22 protein-coding genes are annotated in these 20,609 nt (G+C 66.3%); 16 read left to right on the plus strand and 6 right to left on the minus strand.

Annotated features, from left to right (window positions below; all coding sequences use genetic code 11):
• Window positions 1-74: 74 nt before the first annotated feature.
• The 4 genes from JJL56_RS04950 to JJL56_RS04965 form a co-directional block, all read right to left on the minus strand.
• Window positions 75-842 (minus strand): class II glutamine amidotransferase, encoded by a 768-nt coding sequence (locus JJL56_RS04950; protein ID WP_119507481.1) that lies wholly within the window; start codon window positions 840-842, stop codon window positions 75-77.
• 75 nt (window positions 843-917) lie between these two features.
• Window positions 918-1,346, minus strand: a complete 429-nt coding sequence (locus tag JJL56_RS04955) for an ArsC/Spx/MgsR family protein (protein WP_200484379.1) — start codon at window positions 1,344-1,346, stop codon at window positions 918-920.
• A gap of 8 nt (window positions 1,347-1,354) precedes the next feature.
• Window positions 1,355-2,248, minus strand: coding sequence for an ADP-ribosyl-[dinitrogen reductase] hydrolase (gene draG / locus JJL56_RS04960; RefSeq protein ID WP_145622407.1), 894 nt, complete (start codon window positions 2,246-2,248; stop codon window positions 1,355-1,357).
• A gap of 27 nt (window positions 2,249-2,275) precedes the next feature.
• Window positions 2,276-3,163 carry an NAD(+)--dinitrogen-reductase ADP-D-ribosyltransferase gene (locus tag JJL56_RS04965; protein ID WP_200484381.1) on the minus strand — a complete coding sequence of 296 codons (888 nt, stop codon included), beginning with the start codon at window positions 3,161-3,163 and terminating at the stop codon, window positions 2,276-2,278.
• 256 nt (window positions 3,164-3,419) lie between these two features.
• On the opposite strand from JJL56_RS04965, the gene JJL56_RS04970 reads away from it, so the two are divergent.
• From JJL56_RS04970 to JJL56_RS04995, 6 genes are all read left to right on the plus strand, one after another.
• A complete protein-coding gene (locus JJL56_RS04970) occupies window positions 3,420-4,745 on the plus strand; it encodes a hypothetical protein (protein WP_247889201.1) in 1,326 nt (441 codons plus the stop codon).
• A gap of 272 nt (window positions 4,746-5,017) precedes the next feature.
• Window positions 5,018-5,899, plus strand: a complete 882-nt coding sequence (gene nifH, locus JJL56_RS04975) for a nitrogenase iron protein (protein ID WP_109068582.1) — start codon at window positions 5,018-5,020, stop codon at window positions 5,897-5,899.
• A 141-nt stretch (window positions 5,900-6,040) separates the two neighbouring features.
• A complete protein-coding gene (nifD, locus tag JJL56_RS04980) occupies window positions 6,041-7,480 on the plus strand; it encodes a nitrogenase molybdenum-iron protein alpha chain (RefSeq protein WP_014239785.1) in 1,440 nt (479 codons plus the stop codon).
• 30 nt (window positions 7,481-7,510) lie between these two features.
• Window positions 7,511-9,070, plus strand: coding sequence for a nitrogenase molybdenum-iron protein subunit beta (gene nifK, locus JJL56_RS04985; RefSeq protein ID WP_145622414.1), 1,560 nt, complete (start codon window positions 7,511-7,513; stop codon window positions 9,068-9,070).
• A 214-nt stretch (window positions 9,071-9,284) separates the two neighbouring features.
• The gene (locus tag JJL56_RS04990; RefSeq protein ID WP_145622416.1) at window positions 9,285-9,815 is read left to right on the plus strand and encodes an RrF2 family transcriptional regulator; all 531 of its coding nucleotides are present in this window, start codon (window positions 9,285-9,287) and stop codon (window positions 9,813-9,815) included.
• A 130-nt stretch (window positions 9,816-9,945) separates the two neighbouring features.
• A complete protein-coding gene (locus JJL56_RS04995; protein WP_200484383.1) occupies window positions 9,946-11,154 on the plus strand; it encodes an NAD(P)/FAD-dependent oxidoreductase in 1,209 nt (402 codons plus the stop codon).
• A 118-nt stretch (window positions 11,155-11,272) separates the two neighbouring features.
• Here JJL56_RS04995 and JJL56_RS05000 read toward each other — a convergent pair whose 3' ends face one another.
• Complete coding sequence (locus JJL56_RS05000) at window positions 11,273-11,443, minus strand: hypothetical protein (RefSeq protein ID WP_200484385.1); 171 nt, start codon at window positions 11,441-11,443, stop codon at window positions 11,273-11,275.
• A 149-nt stretch (window positions 11,444-11,592) separates the two neighbouring features.
• On the opposite strand from JJL56_RS05000, the gene JJL56_RS05005 reads away from it, so the two are divergent.
• The 8 genes from JJL56_RS05005 to JJL56_RS05040 all read left to right on the plus strand — a co-directional run bounded on the left by JJL56_RS05005 (window position 11,593) and on the right by JJL56_RS05040 (window position 18,435).
• Complete coding sequence (locus tag JJL56_RS05005; RefSeq protein WP_200484387.1) at window positions 11,593-13,080, plus strand: methyl-accepting chemotaxis protein; 1,488 nt, start codon at window positions 11,593-11,595, stop codon at window positions 13,078-13,080.
• 204 nt (window positions 13,081-13,284) lie between these two features.
• On the plus strand, window positions 13,285-14,676 hold the full coding sequence (nifE, locus tag JJL56_RS05010; RefSeq protein ID WP_200484389.1) for a nitrogenase iron-molybdenum cofactor biosynthesis protein NifE: 1,392 nt from the start codon (window positions 13,285-13,287) through the stop codon (window positions 14,674-14,676).
• Between the two features lie 5 nt (window positions 14,677-14,681).
• Complete coding sequence (gene nifN / locus JJL56_RS05015) at window positions 14,682-16,088, plus strand: nitrogenase iron-molybdenum cofactor biosynthesis protein NifN (protein WP_200484391.1); 1,407 nt, start codon at window positions 14,682-14,684, stop codon at window positions 16,086-16,088.
• 47 nt (window positions 16,089-16,135) lie between these two features.
• Complete coding sequence (gene nifX, locus JJL56_RS05020; RefSeq protein WP_200484393.1) at window positions 16,136-16,537, plus strand: nitrogen fixation protein NifX; 402 nt, start codon at window positions 16,136-16,138, stop codon at window positions 16,535-16,537.
• A gap of 4 nt (window positions 16,538-16,541) precedes the next feature.
• On the plus strand, window positions 16,542-17,006 hold the full coding sequence (locus tag JJL56_RS05025) for a NifX-associated nitrogen fixation protein (protein WP_137102565.1): 465 nt from the start codon (window positions 16,542-16,544) through the stop codon (window positions 17,004-17,006).
• A 10-nt stretch (window positions 17,007-17,016) separates the two neighbouring features.
• A complete protein-coding gene (locus tag JJL56_RS05030) occupies window positions 17,017-17,223 on the plus strand; it encodes a CCE_0567 family metalloprotein (RefSeq protein WP_119507475.1) in 207 nt (68 codons plus the stop codon).
• Between the two features lie 238 nt (window positions 17,224-17,461).
• The gene (gene fdxB / locus JJL56_RS05035; protein ID WP_200484395.1) at window positions 17,462-17,755 is read left to right on the plus strand and encodes a ferredoxin III, nif-specific; all 294 of its coding nucleotides are present in this window, start codon (window positions 17,462-17,464) and stop codon (window positions 17,753-17,755) included.
• A gap of 89 nt (window positions 17,756-17,844) precedes the next feature.
• On the plus strand, window positions 17,845-18,435 hold the full coding sequence (locus JJL56_RS05040) for a nitrogen fixation protein NifQ (RefSeq protein ID WP_145622426.1): 591 nt from the start codon (window positions 17,845-17,847) through the stop codon (window positions 18,433-18,435).
• Between the two features lie 42 nt (window positions 18,436-18,477).
• On the opposite strand, the gene JJL56_RS05045 is transcribed toward JJL56_RS05040, so the two are convergent.
• Window positions 18,478-18,975 (minus strand): hypothetical protein, encoded by a 498-nt coding sequence (locus tag JJL56_RS05045; protein WP_145622428.1) that lies wholly within the window; start codon window positions 18,973-18,975, stop codon window positions 18,478-18,480.
• A 280-nt stretch (window positions 18,976-19,255) separates the two neighbouring features.
• On the opposite strand from JJL56_RS05045, the gene JJL56_RS05050 reads away from it, so the two are divergent.
• Window positions 19,256-19,636, plus strand: a complete 381-nt coding sequence (locus JJL56_RS05050; protein ID WP_137102562.1) for a HesB/IscA family protein — start codon at window positions 19,256-19,258, stop codon at window positions 19,634-19,636.
• A 49-nt stretch (window positions 19,637-19,685) separates the two neighbouring features.
• A complete protein-coding gene (gene nifU / locus JJL56_RS05055) occupies window positions 19,686-20,609 on the plus strand; it encodes a Fe-S cluster assembly protein NifU (RefSeq protein WP_200484397.1) in 924 nt (307 codons plus the stop codon).

Below are 20,609 nucleotides of genomic sequence, written 5' to 3' on the forward strand. Positions count from 1 at the left end.
ATAAGCCCGCTTACGCCAATCGATTGAGCCCCGATTTCGCCAATCTTCGTTGCACAGATCAGAACAATCCCCGGTCAGCGAACCCGATTGCCGCCCTTGAACACGACCATCTCGCCGCCCTTCATGACGGTCCAGTTCTCGTCGCGGGTCAGGGGCCGGGTGGCAACGACCGTCACCACGTCGTCGGGCGTCGTCTCCTTGGCAAAATCGACGCTCATGTCCTCGTCGATCAGGGTCGCCGGGCCGAAGGGGGCCTTGCGGGTCAGCCAGGCGAGGTTGGTCGCGCAGTGGCACCACAGGTACCGCCCGTCGCTGAGCAGCATGTTGAAGACGCCCAGCGTGCCGAGGTCGGTGGCGAGGTCGCGGATCAGCCGCATCAGGGCGCCGCTGCTCTTGGGCGGTTCCGGATACTGCATGCGGATCTGGTCGAGCAGCCAGCAGAAGGCATGCTCGCTGTCCGTCGTCCCGACCGGCTCGTAGAAGGTCAGCGTCCGTTCCTTGATGCCCTTGAGCTGGCCGTTGTGGGCGAAGGTCCAGACGCGGCCCCACAGCTCCCGCGTGAAGGGGTGGGTGTTCTCCAGCGACACCCGGCCGCGGTTGGCGCGGCGGATGTGGGAGATCACCACGCAGGATTTGATGGAATAGCTGCTGACCAGCCGCGCGATCTCCGACTCGCAGCTCGGCGCCGGGTCGTGGAAGGCGCGGCAGCCCTTCCCCTCGTAGAAGGCGATTCCCCAGCCGTCGCGATGCGGACCGGTCTGCCCGCCGCGGCGCATCAGGCCGCGAAAGCTGAAGCAGATGTCCGTGGGCACGTTGGCGCTCATGCCCAGGAGTTCGCACATGGATCGGCCCCCATCGCTGGATTGTCGGGTGTCAGACAGGATGGGGGCAAACCTACGACAGACCGGGTTGTCCCGTCACCCCTTTGCGGGTGGTGGGCAGGGCGGCATCCCGGCGCGGGCGCAGCCTTCCAGCTTGCCCTCCGGGGCTCCGGCGGCCAGCCCGATCCAGGCGTCCACCCGCTCCGCCTCGAAGCCGCAGTCGCGACGGTCGCCCACCTGTATCAGCGGGCGGCGGATCAGCAGCGGCGTCTTCAGCATCAGCGTCAGGGCCGCGGCCTCGTCCAGCGCCTCCGGATCGACCTCCCCGTTCTTCACCGCCGGGGCGGCGCGGTTGAACCAGTCCGACACCGGGCGGTCTCCGAAGAAGGGGCGAAGGCTGTCCGCCGTCCAGGGCTCGGACAGAAGGTCGCGGGCGTGGACGGTGTGCCCGGCCTCCGCCAGCAGCGCCTTCTGGCGGTTGTTGCCGGCGCAGCCGGGCTTTTCGAAGAAGATCACGTCGGCCATGGTCGAAGTCACCCCTGCTTGAGCGCCGGGGCGCGGGCAAGCAGCCCGTCCACCTGGGCGCAGATTTCGTCATAGACGGCGCGGTCGAGCTTGCGCAGCCAGCGCGGCGGGATGGTCTCCACCCCGTAGGTGGCGCCGGCCAGCATGCCGGCGATGGCGCCGGTGGTGTCGGCGTCGCCGCCCTGGTTGACGGTCTCGACGACACAGGACTCCACGGAGTCGGTCTGGAAATAATAGTGCATGACCGTCTGCATCGTATCGACGATGTAGGCGGTGGCCAGGCCCCGGTAGGGCTGGAATTTGAACTGCCGGTGCTTCTCGATGAGCTTGTTCGATTCGTCACGCACGTCGCGCACGCTGCCGCCCAGCACCAGACGGCGGACCATGTGGCCGAGCGTCAGGGTCGCCGCGTCGGACATGGCGTTGCAATGGGTGATGTGCGCCTGCTCGACCGTCCATTGCTCGAAGGCTGCGTCGTCGCCCAGCGTCGCCAGGGCGACCGGCAGGTTGCGCATCGCCGCTCCGTTGCCGGCGTGATACTCGCTCTCCGGCTCCGACAGGGTGCCGTGCATGATGAAGCGGCGGATGCCGCGCCGTGTCGTGTCCCCGACATCGACGGGAACGCCCTTCAGCCAGATGGCGAACTCCGCCGCCGCGCGGCGGGCGTCCCATTCCGGGGCGGCCAGGATGGCGCGGCCGAGATGAATCGACATCTCGGTGTCGTCGGTCACCTGCCCGGCGGGCAGCTTCAGCCAGCCGCCGCCCTTGATGTGCTTGTGCACGCCGTATTGGTGGGCGATCTCGCCCTTTGTCAGAAACTCGACGGTGGCGCCCAGCGCGTCGCCGCAGGCCAGTCCGAGATAGGCGCCCAGCGCGCGTGAGCGGATGGAATGGTCAGTCATGGGCCGGATCTGTTCCGTGATCGGTTGTCAGAGAAGCGACACCCCCACCCTGTAGTCTCCGCCGACCACCAGATACTCGCCCTCCCCCTTGAAGGGGTAGCGGGGCAGGATGTCGCGGAAGAAGACCACCTTGGTGAGCGGCACCCAGGTTTCGAGGATGTAGTCCCCGAACTGGCCGGCGATGTCGCGCTCGATGGAAAAGGAGCTGAGGTTGTTGAGGCGCAGGACCGCCGTGCGCCTGTCGGGGCGCGCGACGATGTGGTGCTCCTCGAAATCGTTGACGCCGCGGTAGAGCCGGATGTGGCTGGCGCGGGACGGCATCGGCGCGTCCGGCCAGCCGCGGCGCATCCACCACTGGCAATATTCGTACAGCAGGTCGAGTTGCAGGTTGATGTTGTTGTTGTGGAAGCGGGTGGCGACCTTCTCCTCGCCATAGGTCCGCCACGCGTCCGAGGCGAAACGGAGGATCGGTTCCTTGTGATAGGTGGGCAGCAGGCCGAAGCGGCTCTCCACCCAGCCCTTCAGCACCGCCCCCTCGGCGTTGTTGCTGTCGAACAGCCACCCCTTCAGCAGGCGCAGGTAGCTGGCGCGGTAGCGCCGCCGCCCGTCCGTGCCCTCGGCGCCGGAGAAGTCCGGGTTCAGCCCGAAGGTGAAGGCCATGTAGTGCTGGAAGATGTCGGCGGCGATCAGACTGTTCGGGCTCTCGTCGAGCGCTTCGAACAGCACGGCGTGGTCGCTGCGCGTGCCGCCGATGCGCAGGCGCCGCGGCTCGCCGTTGAAGGATTCCGCGCACAGCGCTTCCGCCGTCACGTTCAGCAGGTTGGTGCGATGCGCCTTCAGCGCCAGCGGCGAATCCGGATCGATCAGCCGCCCCCGCGCATCCCGCAACCCACCGCTCGCCGAACCGTCCGCCATGACATTCCCAAATCCACAATTCTTTCATGGATACCGCGAACCGGCTCCTCCGCCAAGGGTCCGCGTCACCGCAGGGCGATACCGCCCATTGCGCAATACATTTCGAATTCAAAAACAATTCGATTAAACGGCCGAAACAACTTTTGGCTTACTCCAAATATCTTAAAAATATCCGTTTGAACGGATGACGCGACGACACCATAGTTCTTCGAACAGGAATCAGTGCACCGCAAGACGAGGCAAGGCCATGTGGCCGATGAAGCGTAAGGAACAGGAGACGCGCAACCGGGCGGTACAGCCGCCGCGCGTTCTTCTTCCTTCCGCCGTCTCGGAAAAGATGCCGATGCGCTCGGGACGGGCGCCGGTTCCGCTGCGCGGCGCCAAGGAGGCCCGCGACGCCGTGACGCTCGCCCGGCTGCTGCGCGGCACCATCACCCCGCTGCGCGGCGACGAGGTGCTGGCCCTGCTGGAGCCCCACCGCCCGCGTCTGGTGCCCAAGCCGGTCAACCCGCTGGCCGCCATGCTCGGCCAGCCGCAGGGCCGCCTGCTGGAGGCGCTGCTGCGCCCCACCGCGCCGATCATCCTGGACGTTCTGCTGCCCCGCCTGCGCGATCATCTGATCGACCGCGTCGTCCACAACAAGGGCACCGCCGAGGATGGACTGCCCGGCGCGCTGGAGGTGGCCACCGCCCTGCGCGCTCTGGTCGCCCTGCTGCGCGGCGCCGGACGCGGTGCCGTGCTGTCGGTTGTGTCGGCCATCGAGGCGGACGCCCGCGCCGACGCAGACCGGCTGGTCCGCGGCGAGGCGTCGGCTGCGGGCACCGAGGACGACCCGGCCGGCGCCACCGCCGGCGCCATGGACAGCCTCGCCCACGCCCTGCTGCGCTTCGAGGCGCGGCGGCTAATGCTGGAGACGCTGGGCGCCACCGTCGCGCTGCGCGACGTCGTTTACCAGTCGCGCCGCCTCACCCGCCATGCGCTGCGCCGGGCGGCGGAGGCCATGGACGGCTTCGGCGCCGACCGCGGCATCAAGGCCCTGCACGCCAGCCTCGCCACACTGGCCTCGGTGGACGGGCTGCTCGTCGTCGCCCTGCGGAACCTGGACGACCAGGAGGAGCACCGCGAGGAGGCCAACGCCTTCGTCGAGCCCGCCGACCGCAAGGCGATGAACGACTGCCTGTCGGCCGCGTGGCGGCTTTCCGACACACTGTTCGATCTTGTCGGAAAGGCCGCCAACGGCGGCGACCTCGACGAGCTGCTGTTCGAGGCTCTGCTGCGCCAGCTCCGCTCCCTGCACCAGTTCTGCACGGATCTCGACCATGCCGGACGTCCGGCGGTGCTCGACACGCTGGAGCGCCGTCTGGCCGAACGCAGCCGCGCGCTGGCCGGCATGGCCGGGGAGCGTCTCGTCGGCATCCTGCTGGCCCGCCCCGCCGACCCGGCCAAGGCGCGCCGCCTGCTCGCCCGCGGCCAATCGCTGGCCCAGCTTCTCTATGACATGGGCCAGGACGGCGACGAGCTGGAGGCGCTGGCGCTGCGCCTCGTCGTCGCCCGCGACGCGCTGAACCACGCCGCCGCCTGACGCCGTCTTCTGACGCTGGCGGACGACATTCGTCCCTCCCTTCCTTTTCATTGCGAGAGACCCGACAAAATGTCGGGCTTTGTCGGGTATGTCACAGGCCCGACAAAGCGGACCGCGCTCGTCCGCAATCTAATTTCTCGTTCATTTTCAATGATTTAAAAATTTTCAGCGAACTGGCACGGGGGATGCAGAGAGAGGGTCGAAGCGGCCGCTGGGCAGGCCGCCCCGGAATTGAAGACACCCTGTAGACCCAAGCAAAGGAGTAACCTCCCATGTCTTTGCGCCAGATTGCGTTCTACGGTAAGGGCGGTATCGGCAAGTCCACCACCTCCCAGAACACCCTGGCCGCGCTGGTCGAGCTGGATCAGAAGATCCTGATCGTCGGCTGCGATCCGAAGGCCGACTCGACCCGCCTGATCCTACACGCCAAGGCGCAGGACACCGTGCTGCACCTCGCCGCCGAAGCCGGCTCGGTCGAGGATCTGGAGCTCGAGGACGTTCTCAAGATCGGCTACAAGGGCATCAAGTGCGTCGAGTCCGGCGGTCCGGAGCCGGGGGTTGGCTGCGCCGGCCGCGGCGTGATCACCTCGATCAACTTCCTGGAAGAGAACGGCGCGTACGACGACGTGGACTACGTGTCCTACGACGTGCTGGGCGACGTGGTGTGCGGCGGTTTCGCCATGCCCATCCGCGAGAACAAGGCCCAGGAAATCTACATCGTCATGTCCGGTGAGATGATGGCGCTTTACGCCGCCAACAACATCGCCAAGGGCATTCTGAAGTACGCCCACAGCGGCGGCGTGCGCCTCGGCGGCCTGATCTGCAACGAGCGTCAGACCGACAAGGAAATCGACCTGGCGGAGGCTCTGGCCGGCCGCCTCGGCACCCAGCTCATCCACTTCGTGCCGCGCGCCAACATCGTGCAGCACGCCGAGCTGCGCCGCATGACCGTCATCGAGTACGCCCCGGACAGCCAGCAGGCCCAGGAGTACCGTCAGCTCGCCGCCAAGGTCCACGCGAACAAGGGCAAGGGCACCATCCCGACCCCGATCACGATGGAAGAGCTGGAAGAGATGCTGATGGACTTCGGCATCATGAAGTCGGAGGAGCAGCAGCTCGCCGAGCTCCAGGCCAAGGAAGCCGCCAAGGCCTGATACCTGGGTCCCTGACGGGGCAAAGGTCTGAACTGGCCCCCTCCCCAGCCCACCCCGCCCTTGTGCGCGGGGTGGGAGAGAGGGGGCTCGGTCCCGCGCTGCAGTAGCGCGGACAATGAGAGCATGCAGGAGACTGGCACCATGAGCCTGTCCGTGAACGAAGGCGTCGACGTCAAGGGTCTCGTCGACAAGGTTCTCGAAGCGTATCCCGAGAAGTCCCGCAAGCGCCGCGCCAAGCACCTGAACGTGCTGGAGGCCGAGGCGAAGGACTGCGGCGTCAAGTCGAACATCAAGTCGATCCCCGGTGTGATGACCATCCGTGGTTGCGCCTACGCCGGTTCCAAGGGCGTGGTGTGGGGTCCGATCAAGGACATGATCCACATCTCCCACGGCCCGGTCGGCTGCGGCTACTACTCCTGGTCCGGCCGCCGCAACTACTATGTCGGCGACACCGGCGTGGACAGCTGGGGCACGATGCACTTCACCTCCGACTTCCAGGAGAAGGACATCGTCTTCGGCGGCGACAAGAAGCTGCACAAGGTGATCGAGGAGATCAACGAGCTGTTCCCGCTCGTCAACGGCATCTCCATCCAGTCCGAGTGCCCGATCGGCCTGATCGGCGACGACATCGAGGCGGTCGCCCGCGCCAAGTCGGAAGAGCTGGGCAAGCCGGTCGTTCCGGTCCGTTGCGAAGGCTTCCGCGGCGTCTCCCAGTCGCTGGGCCACCACATTGCCAATGACGTCATCCGCGACTGGATCTTCGAGAAGACCGAGCCGAAGGAAGGCTTCGTCTCCACCCCGTACGACGTCACCATCATCGGTGACTACAACATCGGTGGCGACGCCTGGGCCAGCCGCATCCTGCTGGAAGAGATCGGCCTGCGCGTGATCGCCCAGTGGTCGGGCGACGGCACGCTCGCCGAGCTGGAGAACACGCCGAAGGCGAAGGTGAACCTCATCCACTGCTACCGCTCGATGAACTACATCGCGCGCCACATGGAAGAGAAGTTCGGTATTCCGTGGATGGAGTACAACTTCTTCGGCCCGTCGCAGATCGCCGAGTCCCTGCGCAAGATCGCCGCTCTCTTCGATGACACCATCAAGGAGAACGCGGAGAAGGTCATCGCCAAGTACCAGCCGATGGTCGACGCCGTCATCGCCAAGTTCAAGCCGCGGCTCGAAGGCAAGAAGGTGATGATCTACGTCGGCGGCCTGCGTCCGCGCCACGTGGTCGACGCCTACCATGACCTGGGCATGGAGATCGTCGGCACGGGTTACGAGTTCGCCCACAACGACGACTATCAGCGCACCCAGCACTACGTGAAGGAAGGCACGCTGATCTATGACGACGTCACCGCCTTCGAACTGGAGAAGTTCGTCGAGGTGATGCGTCCGGACCTCGTCGCCTCGGGCATCAAGGAAAAGTACGTCTTCCAGAAGATGGGCCTGCCCTTCCGCCAGATGCACTCCTGGGATTACTCGGGTCCGTATCACGGCTACGACGGCTTCGCGATCTTCGCCCGCGACATGGATCTGGCCATCAACAACCCCGTCTGGGGCATCATGAAGGCTCCGTTCTAAAGCGGCCTCTGGAAGATAGGAGTAATGAGCATGTCCCACCCCGTTTCCCAGAGCGCCGACAAGGTCATCGACCACTTCACGCTCTTCCGTCAGCCCGAATACAAGGAGCTGTTCGAGCGCAAGAAGACGGAGTTCGAGTACGGCCACTCCGACGAAGAGGTCGCCCGGGTTTCCGCGTGGACCAAGACGGAAGAGTACAAGGAAAAGAACTTCGCCCGTGAGGCGGTCGTCATCAACCCGACGAAGGCCTGCCAGCCGATCGGCGCGATGTTCGCGGCCCAGGGCTTCGAGGGCACCCTGCCCTTCGTCCATGGTTCGCAGGGCTGCGTCGCCTACTACCGCACGCACCTCACCCGCCACTTCAAGGAGCCGAACTCCGCGGTCTCCTCGTCGATGACGGAAGACGCGGCGGTGTTCGGCGGCCTGAACAACATGATCGACGGCCTGGCCAACGCCTACGCGCTGTACAAGCCGAAGATGATCGCCGTGATGACCACCTGCATGGCGGAAGTCATCGGCGACGACCTGTCCGGCTTCATCAGCAACGCGAAGAACAAGGAAAGCGTCCCGGCGGATTTCCCGGTTCCCTTCGCCCACACCCCGGCCTTCGTCGGCAGCCACATCGTCGGCTACGACAACATGATCAAGGGCGTCCTGACCCACTTCTGGGGCACGTCGGAGAACTTCGACACCCCGAAGAACGAGACGATCAACCTGATCCCGGGCTTCGACGGCTTCGCGGTCGGCAACAACCGCGAGCTGAAGCGCATCGCCGGCCTGTTCGGCATCCAGCTGACCATCCTGTCGGACGTGTCGGACAACTTCGACACCCCGGCCGACGGCGAATACCGCATGTATGACGGCGGCACCCCGCTGGAGGCCACGAAGGAGGCCGTCCACGCCAAGGCCACCATCTCCATGCAGGAATACTGCACCCCGCAGTCCCTGCAGTTCATCAAGGAGAAGGGCCAGCAGGTCGCCAAGTACAACTACCCGATGGGCGTCACCGGCACCGACGAGCTTCTGATGAAGCTGGCCGAGTTGTCCGGCAAGCCGGTCCCGGCGGAGCTGAAGCTGGAGCGTGGCCGTCTCGTCGACGCCATCGCCGACAGCCACACCCACCTGCACGGCAAGCGCTTCGCCGTGTACGGCGACCCGGACTTCTGCCTGGGCATGTCGAAGTTCCTGATGGAGCTGGGCGCCGAGCCGGTGCACATCCTGTCCACCTCCGGCTCGAAGAAGTGGGAGAAGCAGGTTCAGAAGGTGCTCGACGGCTCGCCGTTCGGCAAGTCCGGCAAGGCCTACGGCGGCAAGGACCTCTGGCACCTGCGCTCGCTGCTGTTCACCGACAAGGTCGACTACATCATCGGCAACAGCTACGGCAAGTATCTGGAGCGCGATACCAAGATCCCGCTCATCCGCCTGACCTACCCGATCTTCGACCGCCACCACCATCACCGTTACCCGACCTGGGGCTACCAGGGCGCTCTGAACGTGCTGGTGCGCATCCTGGATCGCATCTTCGAGGATATGGACGCCAACACGAACATTGTCGGCGAGACCGACTACTCGTTCGATCTGGTGCGCTGACCTCCCCCGGCCGGCGCGGGGCCTCCATCCCCCCGCCCGGCCGGCTTCCCCGGAGAGCCGGAGTCCACCGCGAGGTGGGCTCCGGCTTTCTCCGTTTCCGGCCCGCGTCCACCGCCCCTAAACGCTGACAAACTTTATCCGCGTTTTCCGGCTTGCGTTCGTGAACGCGGACTGATACGGTCTGTGTTGTCGAGACCGTTGGACGGGCCACGCCATGGCACATCTCACCGCAAGCGTCGAATACGGCATCCACTGTCTTCTCTGGCTCGTTGCCGCCGGCGACACGCCGCTGAGCAGCCGGGATCTGGCGGAGTTGCAGGGAATCTCCCCCTCCTTCCTCGCCAAGATTTTCCCGAAGCTGGAGAAGGCGGGCATCGTCACGGCCAGCGAAGGGGTGCGCGGCGGCTACCGCCTCGCCAAGGCGCCGTCGGAGATCAGCTTCCTCGCCATCGTCGACGCCATCGAGGGCGAGAAACCGCTGTTCGACTGCCAGGAAATCCGCGGCCGCTGCGCGGTCTTCGACGACAGACCGCCGGATTGGGCGACCTCCGGCGTCTGCGCCATCCACGCCGTGATGCTGCGGGCCGAGAAGGCGATGCGCGACACGCTGGCCAAGGAAACGCTGGCCAGCGTTGGCGAGACCTTCGGACGCAAGGCCCCGCCGGAGTTCCAAGGCGACGTCCAGACCTGGATCGATGCGCGCCTCGGCGCCCGCGCCGCGTCACGGACACGGCAGACACCATAATCGGCCCGACCACGTCTCACCCGATGTCCTGAGCTTTTCCCGGACCTCCGCCGGACGGACGGGATGGCTGCCGCGCACCCGCGCGCCAGAACGCTCCCCCCTGTCCGGCTTTCAATAAGGACACACAGTCATGACCCAGCAGATCGTCATCGCCGGATCCGGTTTCGCCGGATTGTGGGCCGCCCTGTCCGCCGCCCGTGCGGTGGCGCTGGCCGGCCGGGACGGCGACGTCGCGGTCACCGTCGTCTCACCGGCACCGCAGCTCCACATCCGCCCCCGCCTCTACGAAGCGGTGCTGGAGGGCATGGCGCCGGACCTCGCGGCGCTGTTCGAGGCCGTGGGCGTCCGCCACGTCCCCGGCGTCGTGGAGGCGATCCACGCCGACCGCCGAGCGGTGGAGATCACCGGCAACGACGGCGCCCGCGTCACCCTGCCCTATGACCGCTTCGTCCTGGCCGCCGGCAGCCGCCTGTTCACCCCGGCGATCCCCGGCCTCGCCGAGCACGCCTTCAACGTCGATCAGCTCGACAGCGCCCGCGCCCTCGACGCCCATCTGAAAGCCCTGGCCGCCCAGCCGGAAACGGCGGCGCGCAACACCGTCGTGGTCGCCGGCGGGGGCTTCACCGGCATCGAGACGGCGGCGGAGATGCCGGACCGGCTGCGCGCCATCCTGGGTCCGGACGCCAAGGTCCGCGTCGTCGTGGTCGAGCAGGCCCCCGCCATCGGCCCCGACCTCGGCCCCGTGCCGCGCCCCGTCATCGAACAGGCGCTGGCCGAATGCGGCGTGGAGATCGTCGCCGGCACGGCCGTCGCCGCCATCGACGCCGACGGCGTGACCACCACCACCGGCGAGCGCATCGCCGCCGCCACCGTCGTCTGGACGGCGGGCGCCCGCGCAAACCCTCTCGCCGCGCAGATCAGCGGCGAGCACGACCGGTTCGGGCGCGTCCCGGCCGATCCGTTCCTGCGGGCGGTCGGCAGCGAGGGAATCTTCGTCACCGGGGACGTGGCGCGGGCCGCCACCGACGATCTCGGCAACGTCGCCGCGATGTCCTGCCAGCACGCACTCAGCCTGGGCCGCGTCGCCGGCCACAACGCCGCGGCGGAACTGGTCGGTCTGCCCATTCACCCCTACAGCCAGCCCAAATACGTGACCTGCCTCGATCTCGGTCCGTGGGGGGCGCTGTTCACCGAAGGCTGGGACCGGCAGGTCCGGCTGACCCGCGAGGAGGGCAAGGCGGTGAAGCGCGAGATCAACACCAAGTGGATCTACCCGCCCCAGCCGGACCGCGACGCCGTCTTCGCCATCGCCAATCCCGACTATGTGATCGTTCCCTGACGGTGGCCCGGCAGAGCCGCGCTCCTTGCCACCGCAGGGACGCGGCTCCGCACGCGCATTACTTCCGGTGGTACCGATGGACGGGCGAAGCCGGCCATTTCCGTAGCCACCCACCCCATCACAGCCCGCCATGGAAGAACATCAACAGGAACAAGCCATCCTTACCTTCATGCAATGCCACGATATGCCTTTGGTTGAATGGCGCAAGAGTTAAGACCTTCAAGCCAAGAGCGCTTACCACCGGAAAAATACCCACAACATCAACAAAAAATTGCGATTGATCGCCCATTGGGGAAAGGCACATATTAACGAATACAGTCACCGTCGAAGCGATACGGCACTCCAGGGGACCACATAAACATCAATTAATTGTTTTTTATGCAAATTGCCGATAACCTCAAATGATCATTCCCTATTCGCGCCATAAGGACAATCGACATGCCCTTTAAAACCTTTCTAAGGCCGGCAGACACGGAAGCGACGGAAATAACCAACGCATTAGACAAATCTAATGGCATAATTACCTTTGACACATCTGGCAACATATTGTCGGCAAACGACCAATTTCTCCGATGTATGGGATACAGCCTCGAGGAGATCAAAGGGAAGCATCACCGGATATTCGTCGACCCGAATCTCCACGACAGCCTGGATTACAAGGATTTCTGGGAGCGTCTGCGCCGGGGAGAGTTCCAGTCCTCCCTGTTCAAGCGCATCGGCAAGGGCGGGCGCGAGGTCTGGATCGAGGCCTCCTACAACCCGATCAAGAACCGCCAGGGTGTCACTCACAAGGTGGTGAAAGTCTGCACGGACGTCACCGAGCGCCACCTGGAGCACATCGATCTGCGGGGCAAGGCGGAGGCCATTTCGAAGTCCCAGGCGGTGATCGAATTCACCCCCGACGGCACGGTCATCACCGCCAACGAGAATTTCCTGTCCCTGCTCGGCTACACGCTGCGCGAAATCGAAGGGCGCCACCACAGCACCTTCGTCGATCCGGCGGAGCACGGCGGCGCGGACTACCAGGCCTTCTGGGAAAGCCTGCGGCAGGGCCGCTTCCAGGCCGCCCAGTACAAGCGGATCGGCAAGGGCGGCCGCGTGGTGTGGATTCAGGCCTCCTACAACCCGGTCTTCGACAGCAGCAACCGGCTGAGCAAGATCGTCAAGTTCGCCACCGACATCACCCGCCAAGTGGAACTTCTGGACCAGCTGAAGGCGCTGATCGACAACAACTTCACCGAGATCGACACGGCGCTCTCCGCCGCCGGCCGGCAGGCCGAGGACGCCGCCCAGCGCTCGGGTGCGACCCAGGGCACGGTTCAGACCGTCGCCGCCAGCGCGGAGGAACTCGCCGCGTCGGCCCGGGAGATCGCCGACAGCATGATCCGCTCCCGTCAGGCGGCAAGCACGGCGATGGACGAGACGGGGAACGCCGACCGGGCGGCGGCACGCCTGACGGAGGTCGCCAAGGCGATGGGCGGCATCGTCGACCTGATCAGCTCCATCGCCAGCCAGATCAACCTGCTGGCGCTGAACGCCACCATCGAGGCGGCGCGGGCGGGCGAGGCCGGGCGCGGATTCGCGGTCGTCGCCAATGAGGTCAAGAATCTCGCCAACCAGTCGGCCAACGCGACCGCCCAGATCTCCAAGGAGATCGAAGGCATGCAGGCCGTCTCGTCCGACGTCGTCTCCTCGCTGGGCAACATCCGTCAGGCCACCAGCAACCTGATGGAGTTCGTCACCGTCTCCGCCGGGGCGGTGGAGGAGCAGAGCGCGGTGACCGGCGACATGTCCACCAACATGCAGAACGCGTCGGCCTCGGTCAGCGCCGTCGACCACAACATCGGCGCCATCAACTCCGCGATCACCCAGATCGCGGCGGCGGTATCGGAAACCAAGGAAGCCGCCAAGGTGCTGGCCCGTTGACGGGCGCGCGGCACGCTGCCCAGCCATCACCCCACGCTGTGCGATACCCGACAAAGTCCGCCATTGTCGGGTATCGCACACGGGACCGCTCGACCCAACTTATTGAATGTAAACAATTCATTGTCTGGCACACCTCCTGCATATGACCGACCTACAGGCGACTGACCCACAGGCGCCGATGTCGGCCAATGGCGGGAGAAGGGCATGCTCCAGGAAAAGCTCCAGGACGTCTTCAACGAGCCGGGTTGCTCCACCAACCAAGCCAAGTCGGAGAAGGAGCGGAAGAAGGGGTGCTCCAAGGCGCTGAAGCCGGGGGCTGCCGCCGGGGGCTGTGCCTATGACGGCGCGATGATCGCGCTCCAGCCGATCGCCGACGCCGCCCACCTCGTGCACGGGCCGATCGCCTGCCTCGGCAACTCCTGGGACAACCGCGGCACCAAATCGTCGGGATCGCAGCTCTACCGCACCGGCTTCACCACGGACATGTCGGAACTCGACATCATCCACGGCGGCGAGAAGAAGCTCTACCGGGCGATCAAGGAGATCGTGCAGCAGTACGATCCGCCGGCGGTCTTCGTCTACCAGACCTGCGTCCCCGCCATGATTGGCGACGACATCGAGGCGGTCTGCAAGTTCGCCGCGAAAAAGCTGGGCAAGCCGGTGATCCCAGTGATGGCGCCGGGCTTCGTCGGGTCGAAGAACCTGGGCAACAAGCTGGCCGGCGAGACTCTGCTCGACCACGTCATCGGCACGGTGGAGCCGGAGGTCACGACCCCGACCGACATCTGCATCATCGGCGAATACAATCTGGCCGGCGAGCTGTGGCTGGTGAAGCCGCTGCTCGACGAGATCGGCATCCGCATCCTGTCCTGCATCTCCGGCGACGGGCGCTACAACGAGGTGGCGCAGGCCCACCGGGCGCGGCTGACCATGGTGGTCTGCTCGCAGGCGCTGGTGAATGTCGGGCGCAAGATGCAGGAGCGCTGGGGCATCCCCTATTTCGAAGGCTCCTTCTACGGCGTGTCGGACATGTCGGACACGCTGCGCACCATGGCCCGCATGCTGGTGGAGCGCGGCGCCGACAAGGCGATCATCGACCGCACCGAGGGCGTCATCGCCCGCGAGGAAAGCCGCGTCTGGCGGCGTCTGGAGCCTTACCGGCCGCGCTTCGACGGCAAGCGCGTCCTGCTGTTCACCGGCGGCGTGAAGAGCTGGTCGATGGTGACCGCGCTGGAGGGCGCCGGGCTGACCATCGTCGGCACTTCCACGAAGAAGTCCACCAAGGAGGACAAGGAGCGCATCAAGAAGATGAAGGGGGAGGAGTTCCACCAGTGGGACGACCTGAAGCCCCGCGACATCTACAAGATGCTGCGCGACAGCGAGGCCGACATCATGATGTCCGGCGGCCGGTCGCAGTTCATCGCGCTGAAGGCCAAGGTGCCGTGGCTCGATTTGAACCAGGAGCGCCACACCCCCTACGCGGGCTATGACGGCATCGTCAACCTGTGTGAGGAAATCGACAAGACCCTGTCCAACCCGATCTGGCGGCAGGTGCGTCTGGCCGCCCCCTGGGACGCCAAGCCGGTGGAGGCCTGACCGCCATGGGCACCATCCAGCGCTTTCCCCACTCCGCCAAGGCGGCCTCCACCAACCCGCTGAAGATGAGCCAGCCGCTGGGCGCGGCGCTCGCCTTCCTCGGCGTGGACCGCTGCATGCCGCTGTTCCACGGCAGCCAGGGCTGCACGGCCTTCGGGCTGGTCCTGCTGGTCCGCCATTTCCGCGAGGCCATCCCGCTCCAGACCACGGCGATGGATCAGGTCTCGACCATCCTCGGCGGCTACGAGAATCTCGAACAGGCCGTCCGCACCATCCACGAGCGCAACGCGCCCGCCCTGATCGGCGTCGCCACCACCGGCGTGACCGAGACCAAGGGCGAGGACATGGCCGGGCAATATTCCCTGTTCCGCCAGCGCAACCCCGCCCTCTCCGGCCTGAAACTGGTCTTCGCCAACACCCCGGACTTCTCCGGCGGCTTCGAGGACGGCTTCTCCGCCGCGGTGACCGGCATCGTCGAGGAGGTGGTCCAGCCGTCGGAAACGACCGTGAAGGGCCAGATCAACGTGCTGGCCGGCTGCCACCTGTCGCCCGGCGACGTGGAGGAGCTGCGCGACATCATCGAGAGCTTCGGCCTGTCGCCGATCTTTCTGCCCGACCTGTCGCTGTCCATGTCGGGCCGCCAGCCGGACGACTTCACGGCGACCTCGCTGGGCGGCGTGACGGTGGAACAGATCGCGTCCATGGGCGCGTCGGAGGCCACGCTGGTGGTGGGCGAGCACATGCGCGTCGCCGCCGCCGCTCTGGAACTGAAGACCGACGTGCGCAGCATTTTCTTCGACCGGCTGACCGGGCTGGAGGCGTCGGACCGCCTCGTCCGCACCCTGTCGGAGTTGTCGGGCCGCCCGGTACCGACGAAGCTGCGGCGCCAGCGCGAGACGCTGGTCGACGGCATGCTGGACGGGCATTTCTTCTACAGCCGCAAGCGGATCGCCGTGGCGCTGGAGCCGGACCTGCTCTACGCCGTGACCAGCTTCCTGGCGGACATGGGGGCGGAGGTGATTGCCGCCGTCTCCCCCACCCAGACCGCCGTCCTGGAGAAGCTGAAGGCCGCGACCGTCATGGTCGGCGACCATTCCGACGTGGAGACGCTGGCCCGCGACGCCGACCTGATCGTGTCGAACTCGCACGGACGGCAGGGGGCGGCGCGCATCGGTGTGCCGCTGCACCGCATGGGACTCCCCATGTTCGACCGGCTGGGCGCCGGGCTGAAGGTCCATGTCGGCTACCGCGGCACGCGCGAGCTTCTGTTCGAGATCGGCAACCTGTTCCTGTCCCGCGAGATGGACCACGACGGGCACGGCCACGGCCATGCGCACGGTCATCCTCATGGGGACGGGCATGAACACGGCCAGCACTGCGGGAGCGGATCATGCGGATGCAGCGCCGGCTGAGTGTGGTGGGCCAGGCCGAGGAGGGCCGGCCCCGCAAAGGAGGTTCCATGAAGGTCGCTTTCTGCACCCAGGACATGCAGCACGTCGATGCGCATTTCGGGTGGGCCAAGAACATCGTGGTCTATGAGGTGGACAGGGCCGGCTACACGATGGTCGAGACCTGCCAGTTCGGCGGCTCGATGTTCGAGGACGGCAACGAGGACAAGCTGATCCCGAAGCTCGACGCGCTGGCCGACTGCGCCATCGTCTACCTGTCGGCCATCGGCGCCTCCGCCGCCGCCCGCGTGGTGGCGAAGAAGATCCACCCCGTGAAGGTGGAGGCCACGGACACCATCACCGCCCTGCTCGACCGTCTGGTCGAAACCATCAACGGCAACCCGCCGCCCTGGCTGCGCAAGGCGTTGAACGCCGGCCAGCCGCAGGAGCTGGCCTTCGACGAAGAGGATTGAGAGCATGACCGACACCACCGTGGCCGCCGGGAGCGATCTCGCCGAGGCATTCCTGAAGACTCTGGTCATGCTGTTCCGCGCCGAAGACAGCTACGGCGCCTGGGAAGGCAAGAGCGACGAGACGATCCTCGCCCCCTTCATCCTCGACAAGGAGGCCCGTGCCGCCATCCCGATCATGGGCGACCCGGACCCCGACACGCTGTGGCGGCTGGAGCTGTTCTACAAGGCCGTCGGCATCACGGTCGAGAAGCAGACCGGGCACATCGCCTCCCCCATCATGAAGATGAGCCACGAGGGTTTCGGCCGCATGGTGCTGACCACGGGCCGGCTGGTCGTCGTGTCGAAGCACCTGCGCGACGTCCACCGCTTCGGCTTCCCGTCGCTGGAGAAGCTGGCCGCCGACGGCGCGAAGGTCGTGGAAGAGGCGGTGACGCTGATCCGCAAATATCCCGACGTCGCCGATCTGTGAGGGTTTCGCCATGTCCGACATCGACGCCCTGAAGGACGAGGTCAAGAAGCTCAACGCTCGCGCGACCCAGAAGAAGATGGACCTGCACGACCTGTCGGAGGAACTGCCGCAGAACTGGCAGTCGATTCTCCAGGTCGCCCAGGAGACCTACGACGCCTACAAGACCCTGACCGAGAAGCGCGCCGAGTTGAAGGCGCTGGAGACGGCGTCCGCCTGAGCGCCAGTTCGGAAACCGTGCCCCCACCCTAACCCTCCCCCGCTCTCGGCGGACCGAAGGTCCGCCTGCCGCGTCAGCGCAAACCTATGGTTTGCGCGAGAGCTTCGCAGGGGAGGGGACTGCCGCCGCTTCGCAGAAGGCACCCTCCCCCGCCCAGCGGGGGAGGGTCGGGGTGGGGGCAAGACCTGCGCCCACACCTCCACCAAACAACACACCAAGCCCGATTGAGGAGCAGACGATGGCTGAGTTCGTGACCGGCACCACCCGCGGCGGCGCCGCCTGGACGCCGAAGTTCGTGGAAAAGATCGACCAGAAGATGTGCATCGGCTGCGGCCGCTGCTTCAAGGTCTGCGGCCGCGACGTGCTGGAGCTGATCGGCATCACCGAGGACGGCGACATCGTCGACGCCTTCGACGACGAGGCCGAGAAGAAGGTCATGAGCGTCAAGAACGCCGGCAACTGCATCGGCTGCGAGAGCTGCGGCAAGGTCTGTTCCAAGAACTGCATCACCCACTTGCCCCAGGCGGCCTGACGGCCGCCCACCTTCCTTGAGACGGCCTGACGGCCGCCCACATTGCCTGCGGCGGCCTGACGGCCGCCAGACCCCGGAGGACGGACGCCATGGGCATCCTCGACACCGCCCCGCCGGGAGCGGGCGACACCACACACCTGTACCGCTGGCTGACCGACCGTCAGGGACGCTGCAACGTCTTCGACGCGCATTTGTTCGCCTGCATCCTGGCCCGCCGCTGGCCGACGGGTCCAGGCGCGCTGGGTCTCGACGACAGGGCGCTCGGCCAGCTTCTCGACCGCTACTTTCCCGATGCCTTCGCGGCCGGCCTTCCGGTTCCCGACAGCTCGCCCACCCCCCTGCCCCCGCTGCTTCGCGGCGAGGTGGACGACATCAGCGCACTCCTGCTCGCCCACCGCTCGCTGGGCATTGAGGAGGAGGAATGGCTCGCCGCGATCGTCGCGCGGGCGATGCTGGACGAGGGCGAGTTGTGGCGCGACCTGGGGCTGGCCGGCCCGAGCCATCTCGCGGCGCTGATGGAGCGCCATTTCGAATCCCTGGCGCTTCTGAACGCCACCGGCACACGGTGGAAGGTCTTCCTCTACCGCTTCCTCTGCGCGCGGGACGGGCTGATCCCCTGCGGAGCCCCGGTCTGCCGCGATTGCGGCGCGGAGGCCGTCTGCTTCGGGTCGGGTGACTGACCGGATCGATCCGTCAGTCACCCGACCCGCCCTTCTCCGCCGTCACTCGTCTCCCACACCCTTCGCCAGCGCGGCGATGACGCCGTAGCCGACCCGGTCCTGCGGGTCGATCTCCGCCAGCTTGGCGAGGATCGCCGTCGCCTCCGCCACCCGCCCGCTGCGCAGGGTGATGAAGGCCAGCGCCTTCAGGGTGAACAGGGTGAAGCGCGGCGCGCCCTCCCTCGCCCAATCCGTGCTGTCCGCGCGCAGGCTCCGCCAGTCGCCGGCATAGCCGCCCTCGCGCGCCGCCGCGTCCAGCCCGATCGTCGCCACCCGCTCCGCATCCGCGAAGCGCTTGCGGTTGAAGTAGAATTTGTAGAGCGCGTAGAAGACCGGCAGAACGCGCGGCCCCATCCGGTGCGCCTCCCACAGCAGGGCTTCGCAGGCCGCGGCGTCGGGGCGGGCCTTGACCGCCTCCTGCAGCTTCTCGTCGATGTGCTCCGGCACCTCGCCGAAGGCCATGCGCCCGTTGGACATCCGCAGTTCGACCGGCCGCTCCATCACACATCCCCTTCCATTGCTCTTCGACACTGTGCGCCCAACCGACAATCCTGTATGGGCCGCAAGCGGGGTTCGCAAAAGCCCATAAACAAATTGTGCGTCCTTTCGTCGCAGGATGTCATAAACCCGACAGGGGTCCGACCTGACAATTGTCGGGAAGGCATCAGCCCGCCGGCCTGACAATCATTTTAAATCAATATCTTAGTAGTTGGCATGCCGCTTGCTATTCCATGACCAAGATCGGTCGGCATGCCCGACGGAGCATTTGGAGGCGGCAGACATGGTGACCCTGACGGATGCGGCGGTGAACACCCTGGAGCGCGTGCTGGCGAAGTCCGGCGGCGCCGCGGCCGGCCTGCGCATCGCGGTGGCCGACGGCGGCTGCGCCGGCATGAAGTACCAGATGGGGCTGGAGGCCACGGCGGGCGACGAAGACGCCGTGCTGACCTTCGGCCCGGTGACGATCTTCGTCGATCCGACCAGCCAGCCCTTCCTGACCGGCGTGGTGGTCGATTTCGTCGAAGGGGTCGAGGGCGCTGGCTTCAAGTTCGACAACCCGAACGCGACGGGCAGCTGCGGCTGCGGCAAGTCCTTCTCGGCGGGACCGGGGGGAAGCTGCTCCTCCGCGCCGTCGGCGGGCGGCTGCGGCACCGCTCACTAACCCCGAACACACTCCCCCCACCCGATAACGTCGGGAAAGGCAAGGCGCCATGTGGAACTACACCGACAAGGTCAAGGAACACTTCTTCAACCCGAAGAACGCCGGCGCGCTGGATGAGGCGAACGCCGTGGGCGAGGTCGGGTCGATCACCTGCGGCGACGCCCTGAAGCTGATGATGAAGGTCAACCCCGACAGCCAGGTCATCGAGGACGCGAAGTTCCAGACCTTCGGCTGCGGCTCGGCCATCGCGTCCTCGTCGGCGCTGACGGAGATGATCATCGGCAAGACGGTGGACGAGGCGCTGGCCGTCACCAACCGCGACATCGCCGAGTATCTGGGCGGCCTGCCGCCGGAGAAGATGCACTGTTCGGTCATGGGCGCCGAGGCGCTCCGCGCCGCCATCGCCAACTTCAAGGGTGAGGAGTGGGTGGACGACCACGAGGAAGGCGAACTGGTCTGCAAGTGCTTCGGCATCGACGCGGCGATGATCGAGCGCGCGGTGACCGTCAACAGCCTGACCACGCTGGAGGAGGTCACCCACTACACCAAGGCCGGCGGCTCCTGCCAGACTTGCCACGAGAAGATCGAGGAGGTGCTGGAGGCCGTGCTCGCCAAGACCGGCGCGCTGGCCCCGCCCAAGTCCCATGCCCCCGGCACGGTCGGGCTGGACGCCATCAAGCCGCTGGCCCCGAAGGCCGAGGCCCCGGCGGCTCCGGCGAAGCTCACGAACGTGCAGCGCATGCAGAAGATCATGGTCGCCATCGAGGAGCTGCGCCCGCAGATCCAGCGCGACGGCGGCGATGTGGAGCTGGTGGACATCGACGGCAAGGACATCTACGTCCGGCTGACCGGCGCCTGCTCCGGCTGTTCGCAGTCCGCCGGCACCATGATGGGCGTGCAGGCCAAGCTGGTCGAGGCGCTGGGCGAATTCGTCCGCGTCAAGCCCGCCTCCCTTCTGCCGGTGGGGGCCTGA

Origin of the sequence: Azospirillum aestuarii, assembly GCF_016632405.1 — a bacterium.
GTDB classification, from domain to species: domain Bacteria; phylum Pseudomonadota; class Alphaproteobacteria; order Azospirillales; family Azospirillaceae; genus Azospirillum; species Azospirillum aestuarii.